Origin of the sequence: Rhodococcus sp. MSC1_016 (genome assembly GCF_023667485.2) — a bacterium.
Lineage (GTDB): Bacteria > Actinomycetota > Actinomycetes > Mycobacteriales > Mycobacteriaceae > Rhodococcus_F > Rhodococcus_F oxybenzonivorans.
Map to the genome: position 1 here is coordinate 457,164 of NZ_JAMOZI020000001.1, position 13,467 is coordinate 470,630.

Sequence of the window (13,467 nt, forward strand, 5' to 3'; positions counted from 1 at the left end):
GTCGGCGACTATACGTAGACCTCCTGAGAAACCGATTTGAACGGCGTTCTCGCAGCAGGGACCGCTCAGCGCCGTGCCTCGAGCAGCCGCAGCCACACCTCGCTCACCGTCGGGTAGGACGGCACCGCATGCCACAGGGCGTCCAGCGGCACCCTTCCCACGACGGCTACCGTCGCGGCATGCACCAGTTCGGCGACGTCCGTGCCGGCGAACGTCGCACCTAACAGGGTGTCGGTATCTCTGTCGACGACAAGTTTCGCGTGGCCGCCGAAATCGTCGCGAGAGAGGGACGAGCCCGCGACGGCGATGTCGACTTCCACCGTCTCGACGTCCACGCCTGCGTCGCGGGCCTCCTTCTCGGTGATCCCCACAGCAGCGACCTCGGGGTCCGAGAACACCACCTGGGGAACCTGACCGTGATCGGCGGACGCAATGTAGCGGGAACCGTCGAGCGGTCTTCCCTCCGCACGCGCCGCGATCACGTCACCACAGACCCGCGCCTGATATTTGCCCATGTGAGTGAGCAATGCCCGCCCGTTGACGTCGCCGACGGCGTACAACCATCCGTCCGGTGTCGTCATGTGGTCGTCGGTGGGAAGGTAACCGCGCGCGTCGAGCAGTCGCGGGTCGACCCCCAACCCCGAAGTCGCAGGGGTGCGGCCGGTCGCGACCACGATTTCGTCGACCTCGAACGGGTCCTGCCCGGCCACGTCGAGCGTGGCGGGGCCGCCGTGGATCCGGCCGACACCGGTGTCCTGCGCATCGCGCCGCTCCACACCGCGGAGGTCGGCGCCGAAGAGGAGTCGGGCGCCCTTCTTTTCGAGTCCCTCGGCCACCAGCTTCCCGGCGAACGGCTCGTTCTTCGCGAGTAGCCCTCGGCCTCGCACCACCATGGTGAGTTCCTCGACACCGAGGTCGAGCAGCCACGACGCGCTCTCGCAGGCTACGACGCCGCCGCCGATCACCGCGACCCGGCGCGGAACCTCCCGCAGATTGGTGGCATCCCGCGAGGCCCACGGCAAGGCTGCGCGGAGCCCGGGTGTGTCCGGAATTGTTGCCGTGGTTCCCGTCGCCACGACGACGGCGTGCCGGGCGCGGATACGGCGGGAGCCGCCCACCGTCACCGTCCGCTCGCCGGCCAGGCACGCCGAGCCGCGGATCACCTCGATTCCCTGCGCATCGGCCCACATCACCTGCGACGAGTCGTCGTGGTTGTTGGTGAACGAGTCCCGCCGGGCGAGTACGGCCTGCGGATCGAGGGCTCCGGCGGATACACCGGCCATGTTGCGTGCGGCCCCCAGGACCTCCCCGGGACGCAGCAACGCCTTGCTCGGCATACAGGCCCAGTACGAACACTCGCCGCCGACGAGTTCGTGCTCGATCAGTGCGGCGGTGCGCTCGCTGCCCGCGATGGCATAGCTCGCCGCGTTCTCACCCGCGGGGCCGCCTCCGATCACGATGACGTCGTACTCTTCCGCGTCGTCCACCGAGTCAGTCATGCCTGTCACGGTAGGCCGGTCGAGGGTCGGCTGTCAGAACTTCGAGCACGCCTGCGGTGAGTGTGCCCGCAAGTATCGTGACCGGATGATGCGCAACAAGATCTTGATCACCGGAGCCAGCTCGGGCCTGGGCGAGGAAATGGCCCGCCGATTCGCCGCCCAGGGGCGAGACCTCGCGCTCTGCGCGCGGCGCGGTGCCCGCCTCGAAGCCTTACGCGACGAACTGAGGTCAGCGCATCCCCGAGTCACCGTTGCGATCCGCGAACTCGACGTCACCGATCACGAAGCGGTGGTACGCGTCTTCGGGGAGTTACGCGACGAGCTGGGCGGTCTCGACCGGGTGATCGTCAACGCCGGACTCGGTAAGGGGTCCAGGATCGGGACGGGCCGTGCCGACGCCAATCTCGCCACCGCCCGCACCAACTTCGTCGGCGCGCTGTCGCAGTGCGAGGCCGCCCTCCAGATATTTCGGAAACAGAATTTCGGTCATCTCGTGCTCGTGTCGTCGATCAGTGCCGATCGGGGTCTGCCCGGTCCGAAGGCGGCCTATTCGGCCAGCAAGGCCGGCGTCTCCGCGCTCGGGGAGGCGTTGACGGCGGAACTGGTGAAGAGTCCGATCGCGGTGACCACACTGTTGCCCGGATACATCGCTACCGAGATGTCGGGCAAGGCCGGTGACAGCGACTCGATGACCGCAAGCCTGGACGAGGGCGTCACCGCGATGGTCGACGCGATCGACAAGGAATCCCGCCGGGTGGCGTTGCCCGGCACCAAGTGGAAAGCAATCGACGTGGCGCTGAGGTTCCTTCCGCATGCATGGACATCACGGTTCGTGTAGGACTGAGCTGTGCCGGCCAGTGACGACGAGCGTGAGGTGTCCACAGTGACGACAACCCAGGAATCTTCGTCTCTCGGCTTGCAGCGCTCGCGGCCGCGGGTGGTGATCGTCGGCGGCGGATTCGGTGGCGTGTATGCCGCCAAGCGGTTCCGGGGTGTGGACGTCGACGTCACTCTGCTCGATCGGGGAACCAGCCACGTCTTCCAGCCGCTGCTGTATCAGTGCGCCACGGGGCTCCTGTCCGAAGGGGAAATCACCACTCCGTTGCGGCACCTGCTCCGCGGCTACAGCAACATTCACGTCGCCCTCGGGGAAGCGCAGTCGATCGACACCGACGAAAAGGTCTTGACGGCAAGCAGATTCGACGGCTCCACCTTCGATGTTCCCTATGACTACTTGATCGTCGCTGCCGGGATGCGCCAGGCGTATCACGGTCACGACGAGTACATCCAGTGGGCGCCCGGCATGAAGACTCTCGACGACGCCCTCGCGATCCGGCGAAAGCTCATCTCGGCCTTCGAAATGGCCGAGTCGCTTCCCACCCCCGAAGAGCGGAAGCCGTGGCTGACCTTCGCCGTCGCCGGCGGTGGGCCCACCGGGGTCGAACTGGCCGGGCAGATCAGGGAACTCGCACTGCGGGCCCTCGCTCACGAATTCCAGTCCATCGATCCCGGTGAGGCGCGGGTACTGCTCCTGCACGGCGGCGACCGGGTGTTGCCGTCGTTCAACCGCAAGCTGTCGGCGGCAGCGCAGGCCACACTCGACAAGATCGGTGTCGAAACACATCTGGGCGTGCATGTGACGGATGTGTCGGCGACGAGCGTCGAGACGACGTCCAAGGACGGGGCGAAGACCAAGAACCGGTTCGACGCGCGGACCATCCTGTGGACGGCCGGCGTCGAGGCGGTCCCGTTCGCCTCCGTACTCGCACAGGCGCTCGGCGTGAAGCAGGCCGCGGGTGGTCGCATCGAGGTGAATCCCGACCTCAGCGTGCCGGGTCACCCCAACGTCTGGGTGGTCGGCGACATGATGGCGCTGAAAGAACTTCCCGGTGTGGCCGAGGTGGCGATGCAGGGTGGCAGGCACGCCGCCGGGTGCATTGCCCGCACCGTCGAGCGTGGAGAACCCGACCGTAAACCGTTCAAATACCGCGATCTCGGCAGCGCGGCGTACATCGCCCGCAGGCACGCGCTCGTTCAGGCGGGGCCTATCCAGATGTCCGGTGCTGTCGGGTGGGTGTCGTGGGGAGTCATCCATATCGCCTTCCTCGCGGGCTACCGCAACAGGTTCGGCACGTTGCTGAATTGGGCGGCCACGCTTGCGTCGGGCGCGCGGCGGGAGCGAGCCATCACCTACGGCGATCCGCAGTCGGCGCGTCAGCCCTACGACGCCTGACCGTCGACTTTGCGGGACGTCACCAGCCGTTGGCCCGGAGTTCGTGCCGGCTCAGCACGTTCTCGGCACGTTCACGGAGAGCGGTGTGGCTTCGGACATCGAGTGATTCCAGGGCGAGGGTGTAGCGCCCGTCGAACCTGCTGAGGTAGGCCGACATCCTCGTGCGGCTGGAGACGATGCCGGGGTGCACGGCCCGCGTGGCGATACCTGTTGTGTGATGTCCACCCAGGACACCGAGTGCGTCGGGAAGCGGCCCGATGTTCGAGCACAGAACGTCCCGCTCACCGGGGTTGCCCGTCAGCGCGTGGGCGAGCCGGTCGGGGATCAGTTGCAGCATTTCTTCCGGGAAGCCTGCCGGGCTCGTCATCGGTGTCGAGGTGAACGCCGCACGACTCGACGCACGGACATCGGCGACGGTGTCGCCCGGTGCCACCGCCACCTCGACCATTGCGACCGAGTTCGCGGCCTCGGTGGAGTCGCCGCGGCCGCGCAGATCCATCGGCACGCTGATCGTCAGAGGCGCCGACTCGTCGTCGCGGCGGGCGATCTCGGCGACCACCGACAGGAACAGGCTGTTCGCCGTCCCGCCGGACTCCTCGGCGGCGACATCCCAGGCGCCTGCGTCCACGTCTACCACCGCGGAGGCGGCCCTACGGTGGAACACCTCGGGGGGCGCCGTGCTGTCGGCGCGTACGAAGTCGCGCAGGTCGGTGCGGCGGTCGGAATCGATCAGAAGGCCGGCAACTGCGCGCACCGTTCCTTCGGTGACCCGTCGGGTCAGAAGGGCCGCGTCCCAGACGTCATCGATCGGTCCACGGTGACGCGGCGCAGCGGAGGGTGGCGTGCCCTGCAACGCGTCCGCGATGGCGGCGGTCAGGCCCCTCGCATCCGCGAGCACGTGTGAACACACCAGCGACAGCACTGTGCCGCCGCCGTCGAGTCGTCCGCAGGCCAGCCGCCACCCGGGGCCCCGTTCGGGGTCGACCGGCAAGGCGGCCTGCTCGTCGGCCCATTCGAGCAACGCCGCGGCAGGGACGGTGGCGTACTCGACGTGGAATGTTTCCGAGCTGGGCGCGAACCGTGGCCGGGCACCAGGGACCCGCGAGCGGATCACCCGCCTACCCAGCGGACCGCGTGACAGCAGGACGCGGAGAGACTCCAGGATTTCCTCGTCGATCCGGCCGTCGGTGCGCCACAGACCCTGCATCACGATCGGCGTTCCCCACCCCCGATGGGTGCGGAGAAACATCTCGTCGACAACGCTTAACCGGGCGCTCACCTGCCGGAGTCTACGACCGGTGGCAACACAGGCGCACGATCTCCTGGACAACCGGCGCATACTGGATTTGCAGCACAGTGAAGGAACTGCACACGGAGCACACCATGGTCAGTGTCGAGAAGTGGAAGGTCTGGGGTTCCGTCGTGGAAGTCGACGTCACCGAGGGTGCTGCACTGCCCGAGGCGACCGCGCTGATCGCAGGTGTGATCGAGGAAACCGAGGCGGTGTGCGACCTTCAGCGCGGGGATGCCGAGATTCACGCCGTGAACCTGTCGCAAGGCGCACCGGTGAAGGTGAGCCGGCGGATGTCGGCGCTGCTTCGTTCCGCGTTGTGGGCGGCGCGGATGACCGATGGTGTGGTCGACCCGCTCGCCTCCGAGATGGCGGACGACACCCTCATTCCGACCGTGCATCCGGCACCGAGTTTCCGTGACATCCAGATCGACGACGACGTGGTGTTCGCGCCGTGGGGCGCATCCTTGGACATCACCGACACCGCGAAGGCCGATACGGTCGATCGTGCGGCGGCGCTCGTCGCGCGCGAACTCGAGTGCGGTGCAGCGGTGCGTATCGGCGACGTGATCGCTACGGCGGGTCACTGCCCGGCCGGCGGTTGGCAGATTTCGGTGCCCGGCAACGGAGATGTCGAACTGGTGAACGGAACGGCGATGGCGACAGCATTCGCGCCGCCCGTCAGCGAACCGCCGTCGAAAACCGAATGGGAATCGGTGACGGTGATCGCCGACGACGCGCTGTGGGCCTACGCCGCCAGTGTCGCCGCTCTCGCACGGGGCATCGGCGCCATCCGCTGGATCGAACAGCAGGAGCTGCGCGCCCGGCTGGCGGATCGCTCGGGCCGCGTCTACACCACCGAGAACTGGTAGGTCAGGCGAGAACTGGTCAGTCAGGCCCGACCGCGCTGACGGCGGTACCAGCGCACCAGGCTGTCCGTCGACGTATCACTCTGCGCGGCAGGTGACTCCGCGGCGGTGAGCACCGGCTGCAATTCGACCGCCTGCGTCTTCCCGAGTTCGACACCCCACTGATCGAACGAGTCGATGCCCCAGATGACGCCCTCGACGAACACCTGGTGCTCGTACAGCGCGATGAGCTGCCCGATGACGGACGGGGTGAGCTTCGGCGCGAGGATGGTGGTGGACGGCCGGTTTCCGGGCATCACCTTGTGCGGCACCAGGTGCTCCGGGGTTCCCTCCGCCGCGATCTCCTCCGCGGTCTTGCCGAACGCCAGGACCTTGGTCTGGGCGAAGAAGTTGCTCATCAGCAGGTCGTGCATGCTGCCCGTGCCGTCCGCGGTGGGCAGGTCGTCGGTGGGCTCGCCGAAGCCGATGAAGTCGGCGGGAACGAGCCGCGTCCCCTGGTGCAGAAGCTGGTAGAAGGCGTGCTGGCCGTTGGTGCCCGGCTCACCCCAGAAGATCTCCCCGGTGGAGGCGGGAACGGGGGACCCGTCGGCCCGCACCGACTTGCCGTTCGATTCCATCGTCAGCTGCTGCAGGTAAGCCGCAAAGCGCACGAGATCGTTGGAATACGGCAGCACCGCACGGGACTCGGCGCCGAAGAAGTTGGAGTACCAGAGCCCGAGGAGCCCCAGCAGAACCGGCGCGTTCTCCTCCAATGGAGCCGTCCGGAAATGCTCGTCCACCGCGTGGAACCCGGCGAGGAACTCCGCGAAACGCTCCCTGCCGATCGCGGCCATCACCGACAGACCGATCGCCGAATCGACCGAGTACCGTCCCCCGACCCAGTCCCAGAATCCGAACATGTTGGCAGTGTCGATACCGAAGTCGGCCACGCGGTCGGCATTGGTCGAGACCGCAACGAAATGCTTTGCCACAGCATCGGTCCCGAGACCCAGTCCGTCGAGAAGCCACCGCCTGGCGGCAGTGGCGTTGGTGAGGGTTTCGAGTGTGGAGAATGTCTTGGACGCCACGATGAAGAGCGTCGTGGCCGGATCGAGACCGTGCAACGTGCGCACCAGATCCGACGGGTCGATGTTGGAGATGAACCGCACGCTGATCCCGGCATCGGCATAGTGCCGCAGAGCCCGGTACACCATCACCGGCCCGAGATCGGACCCGCCGATGCCGATGTTGACGACGGTCGTAATCCGCTCGCCCGTGGCGCCTCGCCATTCCCCGGACCGCAACCGATCGGTGAAATCGCCCATACGATCGAGAACCTCGTGCACGTCCGCCACTACGTCCTGGCCGTCAACGGTGAGCGACGCGCCGGCAGGCAACCTGAGAGCGGTGTGGAGGACGGCGCGATCCTCCGACGTGTTGATGTGCTCGCCCGCGAACATCGCGTCCCGGCGCGCTTCCAGGTCTGCACTGCGCGCCAGATTGAGCAGCGACTCGAGGGTCGCGCGATCGACGCGGTGCTTGCTGTAGTCGATATACAGATCGCCCGCAGACACGGTGAGTTCGTGGCCCCGAGCCGGATCCTGGTCGAAGAGCTCCCGCAGATGAACGGACTGGATTCGGGCGTGATGATCGCGCAATTTCTGCCAGGCAGCGGTTCCAGTGATGTCTGAGCTCACGAGGTTCGAGCTTAGTGCCCGCGCGTCGAAACTTCCGTGTGAAGTCTGGTGCGGCGCATGATGGACCCCATGGATTCCCGCGAACTCATTCGACAAGTTCCGACGACCCTCTTCCTCGGTGGTGAGCAGCGCGACGCCGAAAACGGTGCCACCTTCACCGTCTTCGACCCATCCACAGGTGAGGCCCTCACCGAGGTGGCGGACGCCAGTCCGGCCGACGCGATGAAAGCTCTGGACGCCGCAGTGGCGGTTCAGAGCGAGTGGGCGGCCACGCCGGCCCGCGCCCGCGGTGAACTGCTGCGAGCCGTGTTCGACAGGATCATCGAGCGTGCCGACGACTTCGCCCTGTTGATGACCCTGGAAATGGGCAAGGCCCTACCGGAGAGCAAGGCGGAGGTGAAGTACGGCGCCGAGTTCTTTCGCTGGTTCAGTGAAGAGGCGGTGCGGATCTCCGGCCGCTACACACCCGCGCCCGCCGGCAACGGACGGGTGCTCGTCACCAAGCAGCCGGTCGGTCCGTGTCTCGCGATCACCCCGTGGAACTTCCCTCTCGCGATGGGCACTCGAAAGATCGGTCCTGCGCTGGCCGCGGGCTGCACCATGATCGTCAAGCCTGCCTCCGAGACGCCGCTGACCATGCTGTTGCTGGCCGAGGTCATGGCCGACGCGGGACTGCCGAAGGGTGTCCTGTCCGTACTGCCGACGTCGAAGTCCGGGGAAGTGACAGGACCGTTGCTGGACGATCGGCGCCTGCGCAAGCTCACGTTCACCGGTTCCACCGGGGTCGGGCGCATGCTGATCGAGAAGTCGGCCAAGGGTCTGCTGCGCACGTCGATGGAACTGGGTGGCAACGCGCCCTTCGTGGTCTTCGACGACGCCGACGTCGACGCAGCGGTAGAGGGCGCCGTTCTCGCGAAGATGCGAAACGGGGGCGAAGCGTGCACGGCCGCCAACCGTTTCCACGTCGCGAACAGTGTCCGCGAGGAATTCACCGCCAAGCTCGTCGACAAGATGTCGTCGTACACACTCGGACCGGGGCAGGACCCCGACACCACACTCGGCCCGCTGATCAACGCGGATCAGCTCGAGACCGTCAGCGAACTCGTGCAGGACGCCGTCGGTGCGGGAGCCCGCGTCCGGCTGGGCGGTGCGGCGCCGGAAGGGTCGGGCTACTTCTATCCGGCCACCGTCCTCGACGACGTCCCACCACAGGCCCGAATTCTGAAAGAGGAAGTGTTCGGCCCTGTTGCCGCGATCAGCGGTTTCGACACCGAAGACGAGGGCATCGCCGCGGCGAACGATACTGAATACGGACTCGCTGCCTACATCTTCACCAGGGACCTCGACCGTGCGCTTCGCGTCGCCGATCTCCTCGAAACGGGCATGGTGGGCGTCAACCGGGGCGTCATATCGGACACCGCTGCCCCCTTCGGCGGCGTCAAAGCATCAGGCTTCGGGCGCGAAGGGGGCAGTGAAGGTATCGAGGAGTACCTGGAGACCAAGTACGTGGCACTCGAATCGTAGAGACCGAGGGGCACCGGGTGAGGCGGCCACTGTCGTGAACCGACCGCGGCCGCGCCCAGCGACTCGGTCGGGGCGACTCGGTGACCGAAGGGGCTCAGTGACCGAGGCGGCCGCGCCCGAGGCGCAGCAGGAGCATGGCGAGAGTGTGGCCTTCCTGGCCGAGTTCGTTGAACCGCTCGAGCACCTTCATCTCGCGGCTGTGGACCAGGCGCGGGCCGCCGGATGCCATGCGGGTGGCACCGATGATCTGCGAGACCTCGGACCTGCGCTTGATCGCGGCGAGAATCTCGGCGTCGAGCTTGTCGATCTCCTGACGGAGAACCTCGATCTCGGCCTCGCTGGTGGGAACAGCGGTGTCCTTGGCGGCTGATGCGACGGTCTGAGTGCTCATTGGTTCGTCTCCCTCTTGTCAGAACGTGGATCGTTGTTTCGGCTCGAGTCGTTACCGATCCAGGCTCGTTTGACGAAAAAAGCCCCGGATCCGGTGCGGACCTCGGGGCTCGTGAGCTGTTCAGTTCACGGGCACCGGAGGCCGGTACCCATAAAAAAATCGCCACAGGGGGCGCGATGGCTGACTGAACACGTGTACCAGTTTGCCACGGGGGTACCACGCAGGCCAAGCGGCTGTGACGCTGTCGGTAGACGCCGGTAGGTTTAGTGGACGATGAACACTATTTCGCGTACTGCTTCGCACACCGGTGCCGTGGCCACGCCGCGCGCATCCACGCCCGCGCGCGCCGGCTCGGACACCCTTCTCGAGGGCCTCAATCCGCAGCAACGCGAGGCTGTCGTGCACGCCGGTTCTCCGCTTCTCATCGTCGCGGGCGCCGGGTCAGGGAAGACGGCAGTGCTCACCCGCCGTATCGCGTACCTGCTCGCGGAACGTGGTGTGATGCCGGGCCAGGTTCTGGCCATCACCTTCACCAACAAGGCGGCGGCGGAGATGCGCGAGCGGGTCGCGCACCTGGTCGGTCCGCGTGCCAACAACATGTGGGTGTCCACGTTCCATTCGAGTTGCGTTCGCATCCTGCGCGCCCAGGCCGCGCTGCTCCCGGGACTGAACTCCAACTTCTCCATCTACGACGCGGACGACTCGCGGCGCTTGTTGACGATGATCTCCAAAGATCTGAACCTCGACACCAAGCGATACACCGCGCGGCTTCTCGCCACCCACATCTCGAATCTGAAGAACGAGCTGGTCGACCCGGAGCAGGCCGCTGCCGACGCCGACAAGGATCCGGCGGAGCTGCCGCGTCTCGTCGCGAAGGTGTACGGCCATTACCAGCAGCGGCTGCGCTCGGCCAACGCCCTCGACTTCGACGACCTGATCGGCGAGACCGTCGCGATGCTCCAGGCGTTCCCGCAGGTCGCTGAGTACTATCGGCGCCGGTTCCGGCATGTGCTGGTCGACGAGTACCAGGACACCAACCACGCGCAGTACATGCTGGTCCGCGAACTGGTGGGCAGCACAACGGCGGACCCGAATGCCGAGCACAGCATCGCTCCTGCCGAACTGTGTGTGGTGGGCGATGCGGATCAGTCGATCTACGCGTTCCGTGGGGCCACCATCCGCAATATCGAAGAGTTCGAGCGCGACTATCCCGACGCCCGCACCATCCTGCTCGAGCAGAACTACCGGTCCACGCAGAACATTCTCTCCGCGGCGAACTCCGTGATCTCCAAGAACACGGGCCGTCGTGAGAAGCGGCTGTGGACCGACTCGGGCGAGGGCGAGCTCATCACCGGCTATGTCGCCGACAACGAGCACGACGAGGCGTCCTTCGTCGCCTCGGAAATCGACAAGCTGGTCGATTCCGGAGAAGCCAAGTTCGCTGATGTCGCGGTGTTCTACCGCACCAACAACTCCTCGCGTGCGCTCGAGGAGATTTTCATCCGCCTCGGTGTTCCGTACAAGGTGGTCGGCGGCGTGCGGTTCTACGAGCGCAAGGAGGTTCGCGACATCGTCGCGTATCTGCGGGTGCTCGCCAACGAGGACGACACTGTCAGTCTGCGTCGCATCCTCAATACCCCGCGCCGTGGCATCGGGGACCGGGCCGAGGCGTGCGTGGCGGTGCATTCCGAGCAACGGGGAATCAGTTTCGCGGAGGCGCTGCGCGATGGCGGCGAGGGCCGGGTGCCGTTGCTGAACACCCGCTCACAGAAGGCCATCGCGTCCTTCCTCGAGTTGATGGACGGGTTGCGGATGATGCTGCCGCCCGAGTTCAGCTCGGACGAAGTGGTCCCCGATCAGCTGGGCGACATCGGCGACGTCGTCGAGGCGGTGCTCGAGCGGACGGGGTATCGCGCCGAGCTTGCCGCCAGCAGCGACCCACAGGACGGTGCCCGGCTCGACAACCTCAACGAATTGGTGAGTGTTGCAAGGGAGTTCAGCTCCGACGCCCGCAATGCTGCCGGGCTGATCGACAGCCCCGAGGACGGTGACGTCGACGCGCGTGACGGTGAACCCGACCCCGGCTCCCTGGCCGCCTTCCTCGAGCGAGTGTCGCTGGTGGCCGATTCGGACCAGCTGCCCGACTCCGACGAGGGCGTCGTCACCATGATGACTCTGCACACGGCGAAGGGGCTCGAATTTCCCATCGTGTTCGTCACCGGATGGGAAGACGGTCAGTTCCCGCACATGCGGGCGCTCGGCGACCCCACCGAACTGTCGGAGGAACGCAGGCTGGCCTACGTCGGCATCACCCGTGCCCGGAAGCGGCTGTATCTCACCCGCGCAGTCATCCGGTCGGCGTGGGGACAACCCATCCAGAATCCGGAGTCACGGTTCCTGCAGGAGATCCCGACCGATCTGGTGCATTGGCGTCGTGAGGACCCGGGAACCGGCATCGGTTCCGGCGGCGCGATCGGTGGCGGCCGCGCCCGAAGCTCCGGCTATGGCGGCCAGGGTTACGGTGGCCACAGTTACGGCGGCAGTGCGTCCGGTACGCCGAGTTTCGGTGCGGCCCGCTCACGCAACAACAACCTGGTCCTCGCCGTCGGCGACCGTGTCACCCACGACAAATACGGTCTCGGCACGGTGCTGGAGACCAAGGGTGCCGGACCGACTGCCACCGTCACGATCGACTTCGGAAGCGCCGGCAAGGTCCGGCTCATGCTGATCGGTGGAGTCCCCATGACCAAGCTGTAGGGCTGGACACAGACAACTGCGGCGCATGCACTGTGCATGCGCCGCAGTCGTCTGTGGTTGCGTTCCGGAGTGTTTTTCGCTCAGTCCATCTCGGGGCCGAGGCTGATGCCGCGCGAGGCCAGCCACGGCAGGGGATCGACCTTGTTCTCGCCGCCGAGGTGAACCTCGAAGTGCAGGTGCGGGCCGGTGGAGAATCCGCGGTTGCCGACGGTGGCGATCTGGTCTCCCGCCATAACCTTCTGGCCCACGGTGACGTTCGAGGTGTTGATGTGCCCGTAGACGGTGACGGTGCCATCGGCGTGCTTCAGGCGGACCCACATGCCGAACCCGGAAGCCGGCCCGGAGTCGATGACCTCGCCGTCTGCCACGGCCACGATGGGGGTGCCGATGGGGGCCGCGATGTCGACGCCCGCGTGGAGCGTGCCCCAGCGCGATCCGAAGTTCGAGGTGAAGGTGCCGATCGTGGGGAGAACGAACAAAGGCCGACGGGCCGCAGCCTCGCGGGCGGCGCGCTCTTCGCTGAAGCGCTGTCCCTTGGCGAGGAGGTTGCTGAACTGGGACAGGTCGGTGGGATTTGCGACGTTCAGGACCTGAGGGGCGTTCGACTCGGATGCGACGGTGTCGGCGACAGTGGAGAACTGGGCCGCCTGCGGCTCGGCGGTGGTGCCGATGACGCTCGACTCGTCACTGGCGAGGGCGACCTCGGAGTGATCGGTGGAGTTGGACGAAGAGCCGCTGACGGCGGCCTGACCTGCTGCGACGACGGCGCCCGCTGCGACTGCGAGAACGGCTGCGCGGCCCTTGAGGGCCGAGGGGGGAGTGGGAAGTCGGTGCGCTCCGCGGCGGGAGTGGGAGGGCGTGCCCTCGGGGGACTCGATACCGCTGCGGGGAATGAAGCCGGGGATGTCGAACTCGGAGTCGTAACTGCTCACAGCCTCGACGCGGTGATGGCCCGAACGCGGAGCGTCGTGTTGGCCGGAACGCGGAGCGTTGTGCCTGCTGGAGCGGGGCGAATGCGAATCACGGGAGAACATTGTGGAAATCTCAGAACTATCGGTCTCGGTGTAACGCTCGACCGATCGTGGGGGATACGTGGGCGTGACCTCGTCGTTGTGACCAACCGAGAACGAAGGCTCACGTTCCTCGTCAGCGTGGTGATTCACAAAACGGCTGGCCGTGAACTGGCTGCGGTGGTGCATACGCCCGTCCAACCTCCTGCTCGTGACC

At 66.5% G+C, this 13,467-nt stretch carries 10 protein-coding genes; 5 read left to right on the forward strand and 5 right to left on the reverse strand.

What is annotated here, in order from left to right:
* Positions 1-65: 65 nt before the first annotated feature.
* Positions 66-1,499 (reverse strand): dihydrolipoyl dehydrogenase family protein, encoded by a 1,434-nt coding sequence (locus tag L1080_RS02000; RefSeq protein ID WP_250771910.1) that lies wholly within the window; start codon positions 1,497-1,499, stop codon positions 66-68.
* 85 nt (positions 1,500-1,584) lie between these two features.
* On the opposite strand from L1080_RS02000, the gene L1080_RS02005 reads away from it, so the two are divergent.
* Positions 1,585-2,337: an SDR family oxidoreductase gene (locus L1080_RS02005; RefSeq protein WP_250771907.1), complete on the forward strand. Its 753-nt coding sequence runs from the start codon at positions 1,585-1,587 to the stop codon at positions 2,335-2,337.
* 45 nt (positions 2,338-2,382) lie between these two features.
* On the forward strand, positions 2,383-3,732 hold the full coding sequence (locus tag L1080_RS02010) for an NAD(P)/FAD-dependent oxidoreductase (protein WP_250771904.1): 1,350 nt from the start codon (positions 2,383-2,385) through the stop codon (positions 3,730-3,732).
* 19 nt (positions 3,733-3,751) lie between these two features.
* Here the strand turns inward: L1080_RS02010 and L1080_RS02015 are convergent, their stop codons facing one another.
* Positions 3,752-5,011 (reverse strand): hypothetical protein, encoded by a 1,260-nt coding sequence (locus L1080_RS02015; RefSeq protein ID WP_250771901.1) that lies wholly within the window; start codon positions 5,009-5,011, stop codon positions 3,752-3,754.
* 104 nt (positions 5,012-5,115) lie between these two features.
* On the opposite strand from L1080_RS02015, the gene L1080_RS02020 reads away from it, so the two are divergent.
* Complete coding sequence (locus L1080_RS02020; protein ID WP_159924901.1) at positions 5,116-5,895, forward strand: FAD:protein FMN transferase; 780 nt, start codon at positions 5,116-5,118, stop codon at positions 5,893-5,895.
* Positions 5,896-5,915: 20 nt separating this feature from the next.
* On the opposite strand, the gene pgi is transcribed toward L1080_RS02020, so the two are convergent.
* Positions 5,916-7,568: a glucose-6-phosphate isomerase gene (gene pgi, locus L1080_RS02025; RefSeq protein ID WP_250771897.1), complete on the reverse strand. Its 1,653-nt coding sequence runs from the start codon at positions 7,566-7,568 to the stop codon at positions 5,916-5,918.
* 69 nt (positions 7,569-7,637) lie between these two features.
* Between pgi and L1080_RS02030 the strand changes: the two genes are divergently transcribed.
* Complete coding sequence (locus L1080_RS02030; RefSeq protein ID WP_250771894.1) at positions 7,638-9,092, forward strand: NAD-dependent succinate-semialdehyde dehydrogenase; 1,455 nt, start codon at positions 7,638-7,640, stop codon at positions 9,090-9,092.
* A 94-nt stretch (positions 9,093-9,186) separates the two neighbouring features.
* Here the strand turns inward: L1080_RS02030 and L1080_RS02035 are convergent, their stop codons facing one another.
* Positions 9,187-9,483: a chorismate mutase gene (locus tag L1080_RS02035; protein WP_109332711.1), complete on the reverse strand. Its 297-nt coding sequence runs from the start codon at positions 9,481-9,483 to the stop codon at positions 9,187-9,189.
* 273 nt (positions 9,484-9,756) lie between these two features.
* On the opposite strand from L1080_RS02035, the gene pcrA reads away from it, so the two are divergent.
* Complete coding sequence (pcrA, locus tag L1080_RS02040; protein ID WP_250771891.1) at positions 9,757-12,240, forward strand: DNA helicase PcrA; 2,484 nt, start codon at positions 9,757-9,759, stop codon at positions 12,238-12,240.
* Positions 12,241-12,320: 80 nt separating this feature from the next.
* Here the strand turns inward: pcrA and L1080_RS02045 are convergent, their stop codons facing one another.
* On the reverse strand, positions 12,321-13,439 hold the full coding sequence (locus tag L1080_RS02045; protein WP_159924909.1) for a M23 family metallopeptidase: 1,119 nt from the start codon (positions 13,437-13,439) through the stop codon (positions 12,321-12,323).
* Positions 13,440-13,467 lie beyond the last annotated feature (28 nt).

Excerpts from the sequence above, each read along its gene's own strand:
- L1080_RS02000 (WP_250771910.1), bottom strand. The coding sequence starts at position 1,499 with ATGACTGACTCGGTGGACGACGCGGAAGAGTACGACGTCATCGTGATC.
- L1080_RS02005 (WP_250771907.1), top strand. The coding sequence starts at position 1,585 with ATGATGCGCAACAAGATCTTGATCACCGGAGCCAGCTCGGGCCTGGGC.
- L1080_RS02020 (WP_159924901.1), top strand. The coding sequence starts at position 5,116 with ATGGTCAGTGTCGAGAAGTGGAAGGTCTGGGGTTCCGTCGTGGAAGTC.
- L1080_RS02030 (WP_250771894.1), top strand. The coding sequence starts at position 7,638 with ATGGATTCCCGCGAACTCATTCGACAAGTTCCGACGACCCTCTTCCTC.
- L1080_RS02035 (WP_109332711.1), bottom strand. The coding sequence starts at position 9,483 with ATGAGCACTCAGACCGTCGCATCAGCCGCCAAGGACACCGCTGTTCCC.
- pcrA (WP_250771891.1), top strand. The coding sequence starts at position 9,757 with ATGAACACTATTTCGCGTACTGCTTCGCACACCGGTGCCGTGGCCACG.
- L1080_RS02045 (WP_159924909.1), bottom strand. The coding sequence starts at position 13,439 with ATGCACCACCGCAGCCAGTTCACGGCCAGCCGTTTTGTGAATCACCAC.